This is a genomic window from Flavobacterium azizsancarii, assembly GCF_027980145.1.
In the GTDB taxonomy this organism is placed as follows: Bacteria; Bacteroidota; Bacteroidia; order Flavobacteriales; family Flavobacteriaceae; genus Flavobacterium; species Flavobacterium azizsancarii.
In genome coordinates this window covers 45,333-64,246 of record NZ_JAMZNK010000003.1, presented here as the reverse complement: position 1 = coordinate 64,246, position 18,914 = coordinate 45,333, and the positions used below count along the sequence as shown (strand labels likewise).

Sequence of the window (18,914 nt, the reverse complement as noted above, 5' to 3'; positions counted from 1 at the left end):
CTTTTACCCTAAGCTAAAAAAATACTTAGAAGCTTAACAGCTTAGCACCTCAGTACGTTACTAAAAGCTATATGCAGCTCCAAAAATCACCCTGCCTTCTTCGTCAGGAGATTTAAAATAAGATATTCTTGCTGTCAGAACATTGATAGCATTAATCCAAAGTCCGCCACCATAATCCTGGTGCCATTTTCTGGAACTTTCACCATCAAGCCATATTCTTCCATAGTCAAAACCACCAAGGATTCCGTAAGTCAAAGGCGCAATTGTTTTTTGAATTTTACCAATGCTCAGTCGTAAATCCGTACTTTGAGAAAAATACGAACTTCCTAAAAAGCGTTCATTTCTATAACCACGTAAATCAGTATCGCCGCCTAAAGTTGCCCCTTGGTAAAACTCATAGTTATTATTTAAAATAGCTTTTCCTTTTACGATAGAAGCCAGTACTAATTTGCCGTTATGGTCGATTTTATGCGTAAAACCTAAGTAGCTTTCTATAGTTGGAAAGTTTTGTTTAGAATCACTTAAATTCGCCATCCAGGCTGCGGAAACCATAAAAGCCATTCCTAATGTAGGTTTTGCAGCAAAGTCAGCATTTTTAAACGAATATTTAATTTTTGCCCCACCATATACCTGACTGTCAAAAACATTTGGGTTTATAATATTTGGTGCGTCAATAAACCTGTCCTTAGTTTCTTCGACCCTCATTTGTTGTAACATAGGCTGAAAGCTAAATTCGCTTCCGTATCTGCCAACATGCCTGATCGCTCCTGAAACATTAAATTTCTGAATACGAACACGGTTATAATCCATCCCAAAGGCATCAGTATTATTTACCGTTTCATTTCCATATCCAAAATAATTTATTGCAAAATTTGGAGTTGTATATTGAGAGTCAACATCAATAACCCATTTACCCAATAATCCCGGGAAATGTGCAGCATAATTAAATTCAAGACCTCCTGTTGCAAAATAATAGAATGCGTTTAAAACGTGTCTTTGTGTATAGGGATTCTGTTTGAAATTGTTAACGGTATAATTTAAATTTACACCCATTTTTACACCATCGTCAGGATTATAACCAATGTTTGGTAATCCTGATATCACATTATACTTTGGTTTTTCGTAATTGTATAAATTCACATCATAATCATCAGTCAATTCTGTTTTAGTCTTAGCGTCAAGATTATAAGTGTTTTGTTTTGATTTAAAATCATAGACAATAACTCTTTTTCCGTTTTCAATGTTGTAAGTATCATTGTTCTGACCACCAATTAAACGAATTTTAATTTTTGATTTATGATTCCCAACAACCTCAAATACATCATTGTCATCTAAACCATAAATCCATAAATTTTTAGTTTTGGCATCAGTCACTTTTTTAGTGTATACCAATTCATCACCGTCTTTTTTAATTCGGTATGCTTTGATTTCGATACTTTTATGAGCATCATGATTAATTATGAATTTATCTTTTTTATCTGTTCCCGCAAGCATTACAGTACGACTCAAAACATCAAAATATTTCGAAGCATATTTTTGAAGTTCCTTTTTTCTGTTTTTTAATTTTCGTTTGATATCTTCAATCGTTTCATCCTGAACTTCTTTTGGAAGGCTTTTAAATGCATTATCGATATCACTGTCTGATAAGTTTTCCTGAATATATTTCGCCTGGGCAATCCAGTCTTTTTCTTCGGCAGTTTTCAGGAAAGCCAAATCCATTGGATATGGTTCCCTGTTAAGCCATTTTACATTATCGATTTCTTTTTTGAAACTACGCATATGGCGAAGCGCAGGAATGTTCATTAACAACGAAAGCAAAGTTCCGTCATATTTTGAAAAAGCCTGATCACGATCACGCGGGATAGGTTTGTAAACTACCTTTCCCTCTTTTTTATATTCACCCCAACGCCACTGATCATCGTGTCTGTCCCAGTCGCCAATAAGCATATCAAATAAACGTGCTTTTATATATTCTTTTTCATCAACCGAGTATTTCTCGTCTTTATGAAGATTCTTCATCATATCACCGGTACTAATAATATTAGTCGGGTTGCCAAAATTTTTCGCATCCAGATGATTATCAGCCGGTCTTTCTTCAACCATATATAATTCATCTCCAAAATTCGAATTAAACTCTTTTAAGCCATTTTGTTTCGGAATATAATATAGAATGGGATTTGTGTGGGAAATTCCTAAATGATCAGCCAGATTCCCTATCACAAAAGGAGTATAAGGATGAGAAGTGGTGTAAAAATCCAAAAGGAAATTTTCGGCATATGTATCTTCAAAATCGTTAACAACATATTGATCTTTAAATGCAACAGATTGTAAAAATACGGTTGCACTTTTTTTCAATGCACGCATTACATATTCTCTGCCTTTAGGATCTGACATTCGTAAAGAAACTGACTGATGTCCTCCGCCTTCACGAATAGGCTTCAAACCACCCATTAATGTGTCTACGGTTGCAACTTTGGCTTCAATTGGTAAGCTGTAATATTTTCTGTAATGATTTCCGAATAAGAATTTATGAAAAATACTTTTCTGGGTCATTTTTTCAGAATAGATTGAAGTGGTAACCGTTGCAGGGAATTTATTATCGACTTTTGCAGCCCAATTAATTTCTTTTGCCTTAATGATTTCATGCTCAAAAAGCAGCTTTTCTTTGTTGTTTTCATTTCCGTAGAAAGACACTTTTGCATCACCGCTTTTAAATAAAGTCAATGTTGCATAACCATTTCCTCCATAAGAGAATTCAGTAGGATTTATAGCTCTGGCAGCTTCAGATTTTGATCCTGCACCACTAATAATTTGCTTAATGTTTTCCTTGTTAACATATTGCAGATTGTGATCGTGTCCGGAAACGACGATTACATTTTTCTGCTTTTGCAAAAGCGTTTTAATTCTCTTGGCATATATAGTGTATTGCTTGTTCTGAATATCCTGCGGACTTACTCCGGATGTTTTTCTCAATAAATTGATAAAAGAGCCAATTATGGGTAATGGTATTTTTTGTTCTAACGGAAACAATTGTTTCTCTAATGAGAATTGTCCGCCATGAGTTCCGTTACTCATCAAAGGATGATGAATAGCAAGAATAACTGTTTTTTCCTGATTTTTATTTAAAAGACTTTCTAATTCATCAAAAAAATCTTCTCTGGTTTTAATGTCGCAATTGTCATTAATTGTAGGATGATTATCCCAGTCTTCCAGAAACCACTCACTATCAACTGTAATTATGGTAGTGGTGCTGTCGATTTTGACATCTTCTATAGCACAACTTTTTCTTGGCAGGAATGATTTTTTATCATTTAGGTATTTCGTTACAAAATCAGCCTGGCGTTCAAGACCTTTGATACCGTTATACCAATCGTGATTTCCGGGAATAACGATTGTTTTTCCTCGATAACCTTCTGTTAATTTTAATTGGTTTGTCAATTTTGTTTCTGCCAAAGCCTTCTCTGAAGCATCATCATTAGCAGGAAAACCTTTAGGATATATATTATCTCCTAAAAATATCAAAGTCGATTTTTTGCTCGCTTTTTTTAATTTTTTATGCAACAATTCAAGTGTTTGCTGTGCTTGAAGTTCATCTGCATTTCCTGCATCGCCAACTAAATAAAGAGTATGGGCAATTTTTATAGTATCAGTTGCGTTTTCTGTCTCGTTAGCGCTCACATTTTTCCCGTATTGTGCTTTATGCGTCGCACAGGAATAGGCAAGTAATAATGTAACTATTGCTAAAGAACAGTTTTTAATTTTAGTAATAAAATGATTATCCAAAAACAATTTCATAATTTAGTGGTGTAAAAATATTCTCTATGAATTTAATAGAACAATCCGAAGATTTCGTCAGTAATTTACTCAAAGATAAACTTTCTAATTTATATTCTTATCATAATTTTAACCATACTTTATCGGTAGTAAATGCCGTAAAAGAGCTCTGTAAAAAAGAAGATGTTAAAGAAAATGATAAAGAAAAGCTTCTTGTTGCGGCTTGGTTTCATGACACCGGATATGTAGAAGGTTATGAAAATCATGAAGAAGAAAGTGTGAAAATTGCAACAGCTTTTTTGAAAGAAAAAGAGCAATCTGATGAGTTTATTGCAACCGTTTCCAGTTTAATTATGGCCACGGTAAAAGAGTATATTCCAAAAACTCATTTAGAAAAAATAATTAAAGATGCTGATTTTGCGCACCTTATGGGAAATGAATATGCAACTACTTGTGAGTTATTGCGTATTGAATTAAAAAATACCTGGAACTTAAATTTTTCGAATTCAGAATGGGCGAAAGAAAATTTAAACTTTTTAATGAACAAACATCGGTTCTATACTGATTATGCCTTGAGAAAATGGCAACCTTTAAAAGAGAAAAACTTACTACTTGTGCAAAAGAAAATTGAAAAGCAACAAAAGAAAGCGGCAGATAAAATCGAAGACGAAAATAAAAAGAAAGATAAAATAGAGAAACCGGATCGTGGCGTAGATACTTTGTTTCGTGTTACTCTGGGAAATCATACGCGATTAAGCGGAATTGCTGATAGTAAAGCGAATATTTTATTGTCTGTAAATGCAATTATTATTTCGATCGCACTTTCATCTATTATTCCAAAATTAGACAGTCCGAAGAATGCGCATTTGGTGATCCCAACATTTATAATGTTAATTTCTAGTGTCGTTACTATCATCTTTGCGATTCTTTCGACAAGACCAAAAGTTACGACGGGAGTTTTTACCCGAGAAGATATCGAGGCTAAAAAGATAAATTTATTATTTTTTGGGAATTTCTACAAAATGCCTTTAGAAGAGTATGACTGGGCAATGAATGAAATGATGAAAGATCGGGATTATTTATACTCAACCATGATCAAGGATTTATATTATCTGGGATTAGTGCTACAGCGTAAATATAATTTATTGCGTATTGCTTACAACTTTTTCATGATTGGAATCATTGTGACGGTTGTTGCTTTTGTAATCGCATTTAAAACTATTCAATAAGCTTAACTATAATTAGTTAAGCTCATCTAATAAGTCCTGATAAGTAATTTTTTGTTTTACCGGATTTGTATTGTTGTTAATCACTTTTACACGAATGGCCCTCAAGCCTGAAACACCCTGAAGATCTTCAACCTCAAATTGTTCAATTGATGGTTCAAGGATTTTTTTGTGCTGCAGATATTTGATGTATTTTAGATATTCTGCCTCTTCGCTATTTTGAGAGTAGACAATCGTAATCTTTTCTTTTTCTGTAATACGCTCTTTTGTGCCTTTAATATTCGATTTGTCAATACGTTTTTTTACCACTTCATATCGGGCATTATAAGTTCCGTCAACATCAAAACGTTTTTCGTCCATTCTAAAACGGATCGAAAGCGCAGCACTAAATACCAAAATCAATGAAGTTACATCCAACTCATACGGCAAAGATTCCTTAAGTTGATGATGCTCCAGTTCCATTTCGCATAAAGTCTGCAATTGCCACAAACGCAAGTTGTGCAAATACATGATATCAAAAGGTTTTGTAGGCGCAATAGAGGCTCCTATATATAAATTATGCTCAACACCATCGGTTTTAAAACGCTCATAATAGTGTGGATAAATTTGTTGTGCTTCGATTTGCTTTTTATCTAAAATAGTCGCCAGTCTTTTATTGATAATAGACATTGCATTATCAAATTTCTTTCTTTCCTGATAAAATAAGCCGCTTTTTTCGTCAAGACTTTCAAAATACTGACGCTCTAGTTTTTTACTCTTTTGAGTTTCGGGTGTGTTCTTTAAAAGAGGATGAATCTCTTCTTCGATATAACGTTGAATATACTGTTCTGTATCTGCTTTTAAAGGAGAATCTAAATCATTTCGAAAAGATTCCAATTCAAATTTTCTTTGCTCCAGAAGTACTAAGTTCGTATTAGGATCCTGAGATTCGAAAATCTTTAATAGAGCTGTTAATTGATTTTTAAGATCTTTTTTAACCGTTTCGTTTCTATGTTCAGAAGAGCCTTTGATGTCGATTTGGCCATATAAAGGATACACATTTTTAAAGACTATTTCTTTAAAAATATAATCTTTGGTATGGTTTGCATTCTGAAAATAATTTTGGGATTCTTTTTTGAATTTCCAATATACACTTGGATGAATTGTCGTGTATTCACGCTGAATAATAGATGCAATCTGATGCTGCATATCTGTATTATAGCGATCGATTGTATCTGTTAAGTAGGGAAGTACCAATTCGAGTTTTGTCGCGTTGACACTATTTAAGTCCATTACATTTTTAGAAACCAATTCAACAATCCCTAATAAATGATCGTCTTTGATAACAGGTGCAAAAACACAACTCTGAATGCCTTGTTTTAGTAAATGTTCGCCAAGTTTTTTATTAGATGATTGTTCAATGAATTTATTTACGTTAGAAATTATAAAAGGTTCTTTATTATCTAATAAATTCTCAAATGAACATCCGAAGAAAGCATTTTTGCAATCGACTTCCTGATCTTTTGAAAGCAGGAAACTCTGAAGCTGATTGTCGAATTTTATGGGTCTGATGAATTTTTCTTCTTCAGGATTATAGATGATAAAGCCTACTTTTAGATCAGGAATTTTAAATATTGATTTAAAAATATTGGTCACTATTTCATCAGTTGCCACTGATTGAGCATCTGGTTTGAGTAAATTGCTTTTTAAATTAGAAATGGCACTTTCAGTCGTTGCATCAAATAAAGAAACAATTCCGAATCCTTTTAAAGTCCAGCTTCCAGGTGGGAATTTCGATTTCCAAAGTTCAATATCTCCATAATTATCCATTAATAAATCAATATCATCCTGAGTAAGATCAAGAGAGTTTTCATTTGGAATAATTTCCATGAAATCTGCATTGTATAGAATACGATAGTGTTTTTCGACCCCGTCTTCATCCGGAATATCATAGAAAAAAGGTTTGTTGAAATCTATTTTTTGTTTGTAATACACGCCTAAAATTAGACAACAGTTATTAATATAAAATTGATGATCGTCGAAATCACGAATTTCCATATAGAATTCATCTCCGGCATTGCGAAGGATTTTTTTGAAACGATCTGTATAATTAAACGATATATTTTGAAAAGGAATCGTAACCGCTTTAATTTCATTATTAGTTAAAGCAGTCGGAAACAAATCTGCTAATAAATTTTTAATTAAAGCTTCATTGTTTTTAATAATCGAAAAATCCTGGATACCAGTTCTAAATTCAGGAATTGGTTCTATTTGTTTTAATAAGGCTGTGGCGTAGTTGGCTCGGTAATCAACATTTGATAAAGCAATTTCTTCTAGCGTTTCAATTAATTTATGAAATGAAATTATAGTTGTAAAGGGACTTTCTTTATATAAATGAATATCCATGTTCCGTTTTTTTTTAACTACAAAATTAAGCAAATATTAAGAATGTACACCAATTTATTATTTCTTTCGCTTATAGTTCCATAGATTTTAATCGCTTTAAATCAGTCTTTTCAGGAAGATGAATTATTTTGACTAATTATTTACTTTGATAAAGCATAAAACGATGAATTAAGTATGAATTAAAATAAAAAAACGGCAATTACAAATGAATGTAGTTGCCGTTTTTTGTCTTAAGTAAGTAATAGAAAATGAATAACTACTAGCTTTTTTCTTCTTTATTGAAGTAAACTAAATAGTAATACATTTGTTTTTCTTCATCCCAGCCTTTTTCAACAAATTTTTCTGCACTTTCAGGGTTGATGAAATCCATTTTAATCTGAATGTGCGTATCCAGGTTAATAACGTTTTTAATCGATTTTCTAGCGTCAGAAACTGCTGCGTTGGCGATAGGGAATGAGGTTACATCTTCGATGCTGTATTTTTCTCCTTTATCAACTTTATAATTTTTGAATTCAGGAATCAAGTCTGGATTGTCTAATACTTCATTCAGGAAGTTTTGTTCTTCAAACTGATCATTTTTTGCGAAATAATTCACAGATCTGTTCATAAACATAACCTCTTCTTTTTTGTCTTCTGCCGGCAAAACAACATCTTTTGCAAAGTTTTGACAGAATTTCAAGTATTTTTTGGTGATAAAGTTTTCATCTTCAAAAGCATCAACAGATAAAAAATGCTCTAACCAATAACGCGCGTCATAACGGTTACTATCAACAGTTAGAATTTTGTATCCTTCGTCTTTTTTATAATTAAAAATCAAACAACCTTTATCTAATTTGCTTAGGTTGATTCCTTGTTGCAGGATCATTTCAAGGTTACTATTTTTTTCTTCAAATTGTAAAAAGTCTGCTTGTAATTCACTTTTAAAAATCCCGATAGCATCAACTACATTATTGTCAATACTAAGGTTCGTTAAATACGTTACATAAACCTCTCCGTTTTTAATGTGCGGGTGATTTGACTGCTCGAATAAATGTGTAGTGATTCTTTTTGAAACCTCCTGCAAATTATTCGGATTGTCAAAAATCTCCGAAGCATATTTAAACATGTCGTTGTAATCCAAATCGACTTCATGAGCAAACTGATAATAGTTTTCTTCTTTCTCTCTAAAAGGCTTAAAGAAGTACTCTTTTATCAAAGGCACAATTTCATCATTTAAATTAAATGGTTGTTCCGATAAAAAAATCGCTTCGTTTCTGCTTTTGTTTCCTACGCGGTGTATCGCAAGCGTCTCGATGTGGGTGTTGAATAAGTTGATCATATTTAAAGGTGCTGAGGTTCTAAGTTGCTAAGGTTCTAAGTTTTTAGTTTCTGTATTTTAATTAAATAAACGGAAACTAATATTCTCTTTGCTTCGCGACTGTCCTCATATTTTGAGTTGCTGAGTCTCTAAGTTGCTAAGGTTCTGAGTTTTTTAGTTTCTATCTTTTAATTTCTTAATAAACGAAACCAACATTCTTTCTACTTCGCGACTGTCCTCATATAAATTATTAAATTCTTCTTCGTTAAGATAGGTTATATTTTTAGCAATTTCTAATTGAGTTTGCATTTCAAATAAAGAACCTATTGAAATATTTAAAAAGCGTAAAAAATCTTTATTGCTTTCTCGTCCTGATCCTTCAGCAATATTGCTAGGAATTGAAATAGAGCAACGTTTGATTTGGGAAGTCAATCCGAAGATTTCTTCTTTTGGAAATTTGTTTGTTATAAGGTAGATTTTGGTAATTAAGGCCATTGACTTTTGCCAAATAAGAAGAGTTCTAAAATTGCTCATTTATATTTATTTTTATGTATTAAAAATAAATATAAGAAAAAAGCTTCAATATAAAAAACTTAGAGCCTTAGCAACTCTGAACCTTGGAACCTCAAAAAACTAATTCCAATTCTCTTCCAACCCAAAATCTTCAAAGCTATCATCGCCTTCGAACATATCAAGATCATCTTCGTCTAAGTCATCTTCGAATTCGCCGTAGATATCGTCATGCATATCGGCTTCAAAACTTTTTTCTATGGCTTCATCAGGCATTTCTCCGTGAGAGAATAATGTTTCAGGATAAGGAACTCCTGCAATCTGATCTTCGATAGCAGCCAATTCAACTAAGAATGTCCACATATTAATGAAGTCGTATACGTAGATAATCTTGGTGTTTTCCTCGTCTAAGAGATCAGATAATTTATAATCGCTCATGGTTCTTTGTTCACCGGGAACATCGCCAGTATCAAAAAGTGCAATTTCATCTTCCTGATTCCAAGTTTCATCGCAGGTATAAAACGAAGCTACTTCCATTCCGTCAAAACCAAAAGCGTTGAAGATAGCATTGTGTAAATCTTCAAGAGTATCATCTTCAAGAATTGCAATGTCTCTAAAAATATCTTCTTCGGCGTCTAGAATTACTCTAAATTTATAAACCATAATCTTTGTTTTTATTGAAAGGTCAAAGGTAAAATATTAAAAACGAAATACGAATTGTGAATTACGATTTGTTGAAAAGATTTTTTAGTTGTCAGGTTGAGCACATTCCGATTGTCAGGCTGAGCGGAGTCGAAGCCTACGTTCCAATTGTTGCGCCCTTCGACTCCGCTCAGGATGACACCCAAAGAATCCGTCATTTATATTTCTTTTTTGAAAGAAATTAGTCCTCAGGATGACACCTGTATTTGGTTTAAAATTTACCTCCCAACCAGTCTTTTTCTAATCTTGTGATAATGTTTGTGATACGTACTATGACTCGGATAAGTTCTGCTGGAAGTCATATTATTAAAAATTAAAGCCGTTACAAATAAAATCAGAACACCAACCAAAACGGGTGAAATCACGTACATATACCCCAGATCTTTTATTTGCTTTGAAGCTGTAACAGCAATAAGAGCTGTCGCACCTCCGGGCGGATGCAGGGTTTTGGTAATTTGCATAAAAATAATCGAAAGAGAAACTGCCAAAGGAGCCGCAATCCAGACAATATCCGGAACTAATTTATTTACTGTAACACCTATAAATGCTGAAATTAAATGACCGCCAATTAAATTTCGGGGTTGCGAGAACGGACTTTGAATAATACCATAAATTAAAACACTCGAAGCCCCAAAAGAACCAATTAAATAAACAACGTCCGGGCCTGCAAAATGTATAGATTCAAAATAAGCCAAAATTCCGATGCCGACAAATGATCCTAAAAATGACCAAAAATGTTCTTTATAATTAACTAAAGTTTCTTTGTAAAGAATGTAACGGGTTTTGCGATAACCTCTTTTTATTTTTTGAACTGGCATTTTTTATTTTATTAAACTTGGAGAATAAGAATAGACTGTATAAGGATAAATGAGTTTTGCTGTATATTTTGAAATTAGGCAAACCACCAAAATCGGTAAAAATAAAGTATAATCATTTGTTAATCCGCATACTAAAAATATTGCTGTAAAAGGAGCATGAATACTCGCACTTAAGACAGCAGCCATTCCGATAATCATAAAGTTAACCGGAATTACATGTACGTGAAAAAAGGTATTTAAAACAGATGCCAGTAATAATCCCAGAAAGGCTCCAATAAAAAGACTTGGTGCAAAAACACCACCGTCGCCTCCTGAAGCTAATGTTATAGAAGTTACAATTGGTTTTAGTAATAAAACGCCAACAAAAGTAAACGCCAAAGTTAACGTTAACGGAATTTCAGCTGAATTACTAAAAATGCCTTTAATAGCGTGATATCCTTCACCATATAATTGTGGGAATATAAATAAGGAAATACTTAAAACAACAGAGCCAATAAGGATTTTATAATAATGTGTATCGATTTTTCCAAATTGAGATTTAAAAAACAATACACAACGTGTCAAGTAAACGGAATTCATTCCGGCTAAAATTCCTAAAAGAATAAAATACGGAATCGCTTTTAAATGCCAGGTCGTGATTGAAACGGCAAACAAAGGTTCTTCTTTTAAAATAGAAAGTAATCCAAAAGCAACTGAAACAGCAATAATATTCGATATGATAAAAGCACGTGTTACTTTTCGGGAAATAACTTCAAGGGCAAATAAAATTCCTGCAATTGGGCTGCTGAATAAAGCTGTAACTCCGGCTGCGACTCCGGCACAAATTAATTCGGTTTTATATTTACGAAATACGTTTTCTTTTTGTTGGGCAACAGATCCAATTGTGGCGGTAGCAACAACGGTAGAAACTTCGATTCCGGTTGAGCCTCCAAAAGCAACAGTCAATAATCCGTTGATGAAGTGTGATGGAATTTTATAAGAAGGTAAGTTTTTTGAAGTTGATTTTGTGCTTTCAAAAACTTCTTTAATGCCTTTGTTTTCTTTTTTCTTAAATAAATATTGTCTCAGGAAATAAATAACAGATAAGCCGAAAACCGGGAAAACAATATAAAAAACAGGATTTACCGTGACTTCATGAAAGAAGATTTCTTCGTAATATTCCGTGATTTTTTTGAGTGAGATTCCTAAAAAGGCGGATAAAAAGCCAATTAGAACAGAAACAATAACTAATTTTTGAAGGACAATAAATTGATGATTTTTTTTGATTTTCGCCGTTTTGTTCATCAGATGTGGATTTTGAAATCGCAATATTTTCATGCGGATTACAAAATTAGATAATCAAATTCGGTTTTTAATGAAAAACACTCAATATATTGTGTTAAAAGTTGTTATGAGAGATAATTCTTTCAACAAGAAAAGACGCCACAAAGGTACTAAGTCGCAAAAAAACAGATTGAAAAAAAATAAAAATCCGCGATTATCAGCGTTTTCGCTTGCGAATCCGTGTCATCCGTGTGCCATTCTGCTCATGTATAAATCGCCAATCTTTGTAGCGTTACAGTCTCCTTCCGGTCGAAATGAAAACATTTGGTTTTAATCATTAATTTGAAAATTAAACTTTGTGTCTTAGTGCCTTCGTGCCAAAAATTTATCGCTCATAAAACTCAATAGGCAACAAATCAGGATCAGCGATAAAAGTAAATCGCTTTTCAGTCGTTTCATCAATTCGGATAGGTTCTGACTCGATTTTTTTTGTGTTTAAAAAAGCAATTGTTTCTTCAAGATTAATTACTTCAAAAGCCAAATGACGTAAACCAACAGCTTCAGGTCTTGACGGACGTTGTGGCGGATTAGGGAAAGAAAATAACTCTACTATATAAGAACCATTCAAGGCTAAATCGAGTTTGTAGGATTGACGTTCTTCGCGATAGATTTCCCTAATAATCGTTAAACCCAGAACTTCTGTATAGAAAGTTTTAGATTTTTGATAATCAGAACACAGAATGGCAATATGGTGAACTTTATTTAAGGTAAGCATTTTTAATTTATTGGGGTTCTTGATTTAATTTTCTAATGACTTTTGCCGGATTTCCAACTGCTAATGAATTGTCCGGAATGTCTTTGGTAACAACAGATCCTGCGCCAATCACACATCCTTTTCCGATAGTTACTCCAGGGCAAATAACAGAATTCCCGCCAATCCAGCAATCGTCTCCAATCGAAATGGGTAATGCATTCTCGAGTGTTTTTCTTAATTCGGCGTCAAGTGGATGAGTTGCTGTGTAAATTTGAACATTGGGAGCAAAAAATACATTCGATCCAATATTTACAGGAGCACAATCCAGAACAACACAATTTACATTAAAATAAACGTTGTCACCGCAAAAAATATTATAACCGTAATCACAATGAAATGGGGGTTCTATATAAAAACTCTTTCCCGTATTAGGGATTAATTCAGTTAGAATTTCTTTTGCTTTTTTTGTCAAACGATATTCCGTTACGTTTAAACGGTGGAGAAGATTTTTAGCTTTTCGGCGTTCCTTAACTAAAACGGGATCGCCGGCAAGATAATATTCTCCCGCAATCATTTTTTCTTTTTCAGTATTCATAAGTGCATTATATTTTTTTCGGTCTTTTGTCTTAAAGCAACTTCTTCAAAATAACAATCTGTCCCAGATGATAGACATCATGCTGAATAATTCCGTGAATGTGCTCATAATATGTATGCTCATTATTTACATATATTTTTTCTAAATCGGCATCATCAAAATCTTCAAAAAAGGTATTCCATGATTCTTGTGATTTTGCCAAATTTTGAAGAGATTGTTCCCATGCTGCTTCTGAAGGATCTAATACAGGAACAAAATAATTATGATCAGGTGCTGTAACTACTTCTCCTTCAACGCGCCTTAAAATGTTTCTTCTCCATTGAATGAGATGGTTTACAATTTCCCAAATGGTATTAAGATTAGGGTTTATTTTTCTGTAAGCCTGCTCTGCAGTTACATTTTCTAATGTATTTGTCAAGTTAACTTCCAGCCATGGATTTCCATTATAAATGGATTGATATAGATTCGAAATTCTTTTACTTTCTGACATAATCGATCGTTTTTAAAACTCAAAAGCTAATATACAAATAAGTATTTTACAACTCATCCTCAAAATTCTACAATTGGGTTATTTAATATTTTTTAACTAAAACTGTTAAAATATATTTGCCTCATAAAACCAATGAAATGAAAACCAATTTTACTTTAATCTTATTATTATTTACTTCTCTTATTTTTGCCCAAAACACGATTTCCGGTAAAGTAACAGATCAAAAAGGGAAACCTGTTCCTGGTGCAAATGTTTATATTGATGGGACTTATGACGGAGCGACAAGTTCTGAAACAGGTGATTTTTCTTTTGAAACAACGGCAACAGGAAACCAGGTTTTAGTGATAAGCTTTTTACTTTATGATACATTCAAAAAAGAAATTGATGTTACGAATTACAAAGATCAAACTGTAAAATTAAGAGAGAACGTCAATGCACTTGATGCTGTTGTAATTACTGCCGGAACATTAGAATCCGGAGATAAAGCGAGGGTTTCGGTATTAAAACCTTTAGATATTGTTACGACTGCCGGATCTGCCGGAAATATTATTGCCGCTTTGCAAACTTTACCGGGAACACAAACAGTAGGTGAAGACGGACGTTTGTTTGTTCGTGGGGGAGAAGCCAGCGAAACGCAAACTTTTGTAGACGGACTTCGTGTAGCGCAGCCTTATGGTGCAACAACAAATAATTTGCCAACCCGAAGCAGATTTTCGCCTTTTTTGTTTAGCGGAATTGCGTTCTCAACCGGAGGTTATTCTGCTGAATATGGCGAAGCTTTGTCAAGTGTTTTATTGTTGAATACGCAGGATGAACCAGACCAGAATAAAACCGATATTTCTTTAATGACTGTTGGTTTAGGAATTGGAAACACGCAAAAATGGAAAAAAAGTTCATTTAGTATCAATACCAGTTATGTAAATTTGGCGCCTTATCAGGCGGTGATTCCTCAAAATGTAGATTGGAATAATCCTTACCAATCTTTGGGAGGAGAAGCTGTGTACCGCTATCATTTTGAACGAGGAATTTTTAAATTGTATGCTGCTTTTGATGCTGAAAAATTCGATTTGAATCAGAAAAATGTAAATTTTGTAAATCCAATCAGGACGGATTTAAATAATAATAACTTTTATTTTAATGGTTCTTATAAAGGCGATTTTGGAACCGGCTGGCAAATTACATCGGGAGTGAGTTACGGTTATAGCAATAACAAAATAAAATATGATATCAATGATGTTGATAGTAACGAAAATGCTGCTCAGCTTAAATTGAAATTAAGAAAAAACATCTCGAACTATTTTAAATTGTCTTTTGGGGCTGATTATTTTATCACGAAATACAATGAAAATTTTAATGATAATATTTCAATAAAAGCTTCAAACGGTTACGACTCTAATATTGCTGCTTTTTATACAGAAGGAGATATTTTGTTCTCGAAAAAGCTGGCATTAAAAGTTGGTTTCCGCCTTTCGAATAATAGTTTACTGGATGAAACTAATATTGCACCTAGGGCTTCGATGGCTTACAAGGTTTCTAAAAGCAGCCAGTTTTCGTTTGCTTACGGAGATTTTTCTCAAACTCCCGTGGTTGATTATATTAAATATTCTAAATATCACCAGTTCGAAAGTGAAAAAGCAAGGCATTATATCCTGAATTATCAGTTTACAAAACCAGGTCAGACTTTTAGGGCCGAAGCTTATTATAAGGATTACAGCAATCTGGTTCAATATGATACAAAGGATATTCAGTACAATTCAGTTTTCAATAATAATGGTTCAGGTTATGCAAAAGGATTGGACTTGTTCTGGAGAGACAGCAATTTGTATAAAAACTTAGAATATTGGATTTCTTATTCTTATATCGATTCCGAAAGACAATACAAGAATTTTCCAACCATGGCAACTCCTAACTTTATTGCCAATCACAGTTTGTCGATTGTAACAAAATATTTCATCACGGATTGGAAATCACAAATAGGCTTCACAAATAGTTTTAGTTCTGGTCGCCCGTATAATGATCCGAACCAGACACAATTCATGAACGGAAAAACGAAGTCTTACAATAGTTTGAGTTTTAACTGGGCATATTTATTAACAACTCAAAAGATTCTTTATTTTTCTGTTTCGAATGTATTAGGAGCTCAAAACGTTTTTGGGTATGATTATGCAAAATTACCTGATCCAAGCGGAGTTTACCAAAGACAAGCTGTTGTACCAACCGCAGACAGATTTTTCTTCGTAGGTTTCTTCTGGACGATCAGTGATAATAAGAATGAGAATCAATTGAAGAATTTATAGTTGCTAAGTTGCTAAGGTTCTTAGTTGCAGAGTTTTTATTGCTGAGTTGTTAAGTGAAAAACTTAGAACCTTAGCAACTCAGAACCTCAGAACCTTTAAAAAAACAATTCAGTCGCAAAAATCAACAACTCAGTATCAATTAATTTTATAACAATAAAAACCAAAGTACTTTTGAAGTATAAATAATAAAGGGGCTAAGTTGCTAAGACACTAAGAAAAAAACTTAGATAATTAGCACCTTAAAAATTTAGAGACTCAAAATTACAATCAGAGTTTTAATCATCAAAAAAACTTAAAGACTTATCAACTCAGAACCTTAATAACTTAAAAAAAAAGAACTCATGACCAAAATTATTACAATAATCACATTATTTATCTGTAGTTTAATGTCTGCTCAAAATGTAAATCTTACTGTTTCGGTTTCAGGCTTAAAAAATAATACCGGAATGGTGAAGGTAGGATTGTACAATTCAGATGAAACATTTCTTAAAACTATTTATAAAAGTGTGGCTTCGAAAATTAAAAACAACGAAGTTATCGTAACATTTGAAGGTATTCCTGCCGGAGAATATGCAATTTCGACGTATCACGATGAAAACAATAACGGAAAACTTGATAAAAATATGATGGGGATACCTTCTGAAGATTATGCCGCTTCAAACAATGCCAAAGGATTTATGGGGCCTCCTGCTTATAAAGATGCCAAATTTGTTGTCAACAAAGATTCGAAAATTGAAATTATATTGTAAATAATAACTAACCACTTAAAAATAACCATTAAAATTACTTAAAAAATGAAAAAAATCATCACTTTGGCTACACTGCTTGTAGTAGTAATAAGTTCTGCACAAACACAATTTGAACAAGGAATGGGAAAAGCTTTTGGGCTTTGGAAAGAAGGGAAAAACACAGAAGCTTCGGCAATGTTTGAAAGAATTGCAGCGGCAGAAAAAACAAGTTATTTGCCAAATTATTATGTAGCACTTATTAATACTACATCGGCTTTTACTGAAAAAGATAAAACAAAGATTGATTTGTTATTGACTAAAGCGCAAGACGCATTGGATGTTGAATTGATAAAAGATCAAAATAATGCCGAGTTATATGCGATGCAGGCTTTGATATATACGGCTTGGGTGGTCGCAGACCCAATGACAAACGGAATGAAATATTCGGCTAAAGTAATGGAAGCTTATGCAAAAGGAAAAGCAATAGACCCAAATAATCCGAGAATCGTTTTTGGTGAGGCTGATTATCAGTTGGGTGGCGCAAAATGGACAGGGGTTGATACAAAGCCACTTTGTGTGCAAGTTGATAAAGCTGTTGAACTTTTTGCTACTTTTAAGCCAGAAACGCCTTTTTCTCCAAAATGGGGATTAGACAGAGCTTTGGAAACTCAAAAAAACTGTAAAAAATAAAATTAATATAAGCGGATTATAATGAAAGATCATAGAAGTACATATGCAGATTTGAAAAGTGGAACAATGGTATCCTTCAAAATTTCTGTGATCTTTACAATAATATTTTCTGCTTGTTTAGGAAAAGACTTAAACATTCAAAACGTTCTTATTACCTTTTTTATAAGCTGTTTGTATTCTTTTCTGGTAGGTTTTGGCAATGGGTATATTAATGTGCTGCTGGATAAAAAATGGGATTGGCTGCAACAAACCAATTTAAGGGTCTATTACGGTATTCTGGTTACTGTTTTGTACACGGTCCCGGTAGTATTAGGAATCAATTATTACATTTTTGTTTATCTTCAGAATCTGCCTTTAGATAAATTCTTTAGCGAAAGAATGATCTGGATACACCTGTTTTATATCATGCTGGCTTTAGGAGTTTCGACTTTCATGCAGGCCAGAAGTTTTATGGTACAATGGAAAAGGGCTTCGAAATTTGAAATAACACAACAAAAAATAATTGCAGGAACGGCTAATGCTAAATTCGAAAGTTTAAAAAATCAGATTGATCCGCATTTTCTTTTTAACAGTTTAAATGTTTTAAGCTCCTTAATCGAAGAAAATCCGGAAAATGCGCAACGTTTCACCACTTCATTGTCTAAAATTTATCGTTACGTTTTAGAGCAAAAAGACAAAGAACTGGTTTCGGTTGAAGATGAATTGTCATTCGCGAAAACGTATATGAATTTGTTAAAAATGCGTTTCGAAAATAGTTTGTTTTACGAATTGCCAACAACAAATATAAATCCGGATGCAAAAGTGGTTCCGTTATCATTGCAGCTTTTATTAGAGAATACGGTAAAACATAATGTTGTAAGTGAACAAAAACCGTTGCATATCAGAATTTTTATTGAGGGGGATTATTTGGCGATACAAAATGATTTTCAGAAAAAAGAAGTTTTGCAGGACAGGCAGGGAGTTGGCTTGCAGAATATTGTAAATCGATACGGAATTATAACCAATAGAAAAGTACTGATAGAGCAAAATGATAAAAACTTTACGGTTAAGATTCCAATTCTAACGAAACAAGTTGCAGTTATGGAAACAAATGCAGAATATAATACAGATGAAAATAAAGCTTATTTCAGAGCTAAAAAAAGGGTAGAAGAACTAAAAGGTTTTTACGGAAATGTTATCTCATATGTTTGTGTGATTCCGTTTTTGGTATTTATAAATTTAAGGTTTTCACCGGGCTTTCAGTGGTTTTGGTTTTCGGCTTTAGGCTGGGGATTTGGAGTAGTAATGCATGCCTTTAAAGTTTTTGGTTACAGCTCAGATTGGGAAGAACGAAAAATCAGAGAGATTTTACAGAAAGAAAATAACAAACAAACCTGGAAATAGTT

At 33.2% G+C, this 18,914-nt stretch carries 15 protein-coding genes; 5 read left to right on the top strand and 10 right to left on the bottom strand.

Annotation, left to right across the window (positions count from 1 at the left end; all coding sequences use genetic code 11):
* Positions 1-60 precede the first annotated feature (60 nt).
* Positions 61-3,795: a metallophosphoesterase gene (locus NJT12_RS02450; protein WP_271334349.1), complete on the bottom strand. Its 3,735-nt coding sequence runs from the start codon at positions 3,793-3,795 to the stop codon at positions 61-63.
* Positions 3,796-3,821: 26 nt separating this feature from the next.
* On the opposite strand from NJT12_RS02450, the gene NJT12_RS02445 reads away from it, so the two are divergent.
* Positions 3,822-5,003, top strand: a complete 1,182-nt coding sequence (locus NJT12_RS02445) for a Pycsar system effector family protein (protein WP_271334348.1) — start codon at positions 3,822-3,824, stop codon at positions 5,001-5,003.
* A 12-nt stretch (positions 5,004-5,015) separates the two neighbouring features.
* On the opposite strand, the gene NJT12_RS02440 is transcribed toward NJT12_RS02445, so the two are convergent.
* The 9 genes from NJT12_RS02440 to NJT12_RS02400 form a co-directional block, all read right to left on the bottom strand.
* A complete protein-coding gene (locus tag NJT12_RS02440) occupies positions 5,016-7,385 on the bottom strand; it encodes a GAF domain-containing protein (RefSeq protein ID WP_271334347.1) in 2,370 nt (789 codons plus the stop codon).
* Between the two features lie 259 nt (positions 7,386-7,644).
* Positions 7,645-8,703, bottom strand: coding sequence for a nucleoid-associated protein (locus NJT12_RS02435; RefSeq protein WP_072963648.1), 1,059 nt, complete (start codon positions 8,701-8,703; stop codon positions 7,645-7,647).
* A gap of 153 nt (positions 8,704-8,856) precedes the next feature.
* Positions 8,857-9,216 (bottom strand): four helix bundle protein, encoded by a 360-nt coding sequence (locus tag NJT12_RS02430; RefSeq protein ID WP_271334346.1) that lies wholly within the window; start codon positions 9,214-9,216, stop codon positions 8,857-8,859.
* A gap of 99 nt (positions 9,217-9,315) precedes the next feature.
* On the bottom strand, positions 9,316-9,855 hold the full coding sequence (locus tag NJT12_RS02425) for an IS1096 element passenger TnpR family protein (RefSeq protein WP_271334345.1): 540 nt from the start codon (positions 9,853-9,855) through the stop codon (positions 9,316-9,318).
* 257 nt (positions 9,856-10,112) lie between these two features.
* Positions 10,113-10,712 carry an HPP family protein gene (locus NJT12_RS02420; RefSeq protein ID WP_271334344.1) on the bottom strand — a complete coding sequence of 200 codons (600 nt, stop codon included), beginning with the start codon at positions 10,710-10,712 and terminating at the stop codon, positions 10,113-10,115.
* A gap of 3 nt (positions 10,713-10,715) precedes the next feature.
* The gene (locus NJT12_RS02415; protein ID WP_271334343.1) at positions 10,716-12,029 is read right to left on the bottom strand and encodes a chloride channel protein; all 1,314 of its coding nucleotides are present in this window, start codon (positions 12,027-12,029) and stop codon (positions 10,716-10,718) included.
* A gap of 331 nt (positions 12,030-12,360) precedes the next feature.
* Positions 12,361-12,750, bottom strand: coding sequence for an SMU1112c/YaeR family gloxylase I-like metalloprotein (gene gloA2 / locus NJT12_RS02410; protein ID WP_271334342.1), 390 nt, complete (start codon positions 12,748-12,750; stop codon positions 12,361-12,363).
* Positions 12,751-12,757: 7 nt separating this feature from the next.
* Positions 12,758-13,324 carry a sugar O-acetyltransferase gene (locus NJT12_RS02405; protein WP_271334341.1) on the bottom strand — a complete coding sequence of 189 codons (567 nt, stop codon included), beginning with the start codon at positions 13,322-13,324 and terminating at the stop codon, positions 12,758-12,760.
* A 31-nt stretch (positions 13,325-13,355) separates the two neighbouring features.
* The gene (locus NJT12_RS02400; RefSeq protein ID WP_271334340.1) at positions 13,356-13,814 is read right to left on the bottom strand and encodes a DinB family protein; all 459 of its coding nucleotides are present in this window, start codon (positions 13,812-13,814) and stop codon (positions 13,356-13,358) included.
* Between the two features lie 137 nt (positions 13,815-13,951).
* Between NJT12_RS02400 and NJT12_RS02395 the strand changes: the two genes are divergently transcribed.
* From NJT12_RS02395 to NJT12_RS02380, 4 genes are all read left to right on the top strand, one after another.
* Positions 13,952-16,111 (top strand): TonB-dependent receptor, encoded by a 2,160-nt coding sequence (locus NJT12_RS02395; protein ID WP_271334339.1) that lies wholly within the window; start codon positions 13,952-13,954, stop codon positions 16,109-16,111.
* 341 nt (positions 16,112-16,452) lie between these two features.
* Complete coding sequence (locus tag NJT12_RS02390) at positions 16,453-16,860, top strand: DUF2141 domain-containing protein (protein WP_271334338.1); 408 nt, start codon at positions 16,453-16,455, stop codon at positions 16,858-16,860.
* 45 nt (positions 16,861-16,905) lie between these two features.
* Complete coding sequence (locus NJT12_RS02385) at positions 16,906-17,529, top strand: hypothetical protein (RefSeq protein ID WP_271334337.1); 624 nt, start codon at positions 16,906-16,908, stop codon at positions 17,527-17,529.
* 21 nt (positions 17,530-17,550) lie between these two features.
* Positions 17,551-18,912, top strand: a complete 1,362-nt coding sequence (locus tag NJT12_RS02380; RefSeq protein ID WP_271334336.1) for a histidine kinase — start codon at positions 17,551-17,553, stop codon at positions 18,910-18,912.
* The last annotated feature ends 2 nt before the right edge of the window (positions 18,913-18,914 follow it).

What these genes read in the sequence shown, in the direction of transcription:
- NJT12_RS02380 (WP_271334336.1), top strand. Translation starts at nt 17,551, where the DNA reads ATGAAAGATCATAGAAGTACATATGCAGATTTGAAAAGTGGAACAATG.
- NJT12_RS02420 (WP_271334344.1), bottom strand. Translation starts at nt 10,712, where the DNA reads ATGCCAGTTCAAAAAATAAAAAGAGGTTATCGCAAAACCCGTTACATT.
- NJT12_RS02450 (WP_271334349.1), bottom strand. Translation starts at nt 3,795, where the DNA reads ATGAAATTGTTTTTGGATAATCATTTTATTACTAAAATTAAAAACTGT.
- NJT12_RS02415 (WP_271334343.1), bottom strand. Translation starts at nt 12,029, where the DNA reads ATGAAAATATTGCGATTTCAAAATCCACATCTGATGAACAAAACGGCG.
- NJT12_RS02425 (WP_271334345.1), bottom strand. Translation starts at nt 9,855, where the DNA reads ATGGTTTATAAATTTAGAGTAATTCTAGACGCCGAAGAAGATATTTTT.
- NJT12_RS02385 (WP_271334337.1), top strand. Translation starts at nt 16,906, where the DNA reads ATGAAAAAAATCATCACTTTGGCTACACTGCTTGTAGTAGTAATAAGT.
- NJT12_RS02405 (WP_271334341.1), bottom strand. Translation starts at nt 13,324, where the DNA reads ATGAATACTGAAAAAGAAAAAATGATTGCGGGAGAATATTATCTTGCC.
- NJT12_RS02445 (WP_271334348.1), top strand. Translation starts at nt 3,822, where the DNA reads ATGAATTTAATAGAACAATCCGAAGATTTCGTCAGTAATTTACTCAAA.
- NJT12_RS02400 (WP_271334340.1), bottom strand. Translation starts at nt 13,814, where the DNA reads ATGTCAGAAAGTAAAAGAATTTCGAATCTATATCAATCCATTTATAAT.
- NJT12_RS02430 (WP_271334346.1), bottom strand. Translation starts at nt 9,216, where the DNA reads ATGAGCAATTTTAGAACTCTTCTTATTTGGCAAAAGTCAATGGCCTTA.
- gloA2 (WP_271334342.1), bottom strand. Translation starts at nt 12,750, where the DNA reads ATGCTTACCTTAAATAAAGTTCACCATATTGCCATTCTGTGTTCTGAT.
- NJT12_RS02395 (WP_271334339.1), top strand. Translation starts at nt 13,952, where the DNA reads ATGAAAACCAATTTTACTTTAATCTTATTATTATTTACTTCTCTTATT.
- NJT12_RS02390 (WP_271334338.1), top strand. Translation starts at nt 16,453, where the DNA reads ATGACCAAAATTATTACAATAATCACATTATTTATCTGTAGTTTAATG.
- NJT12_RS02435 (WP_072963648.1), bottom strand. Translation starts at nt 8,703, where the DNA reads ATGATCAACTTATTCAACACCCACATCGAGACGCTTGCGATACACCGC.
- NJT12_RS02440 (WP_271334347.1), bottom strand. Translation starts at nt 7,385, where the DNA reads ATGGATATTCATTTATATAAAGAAAGTCCCTTTACAACTATAATTTCA.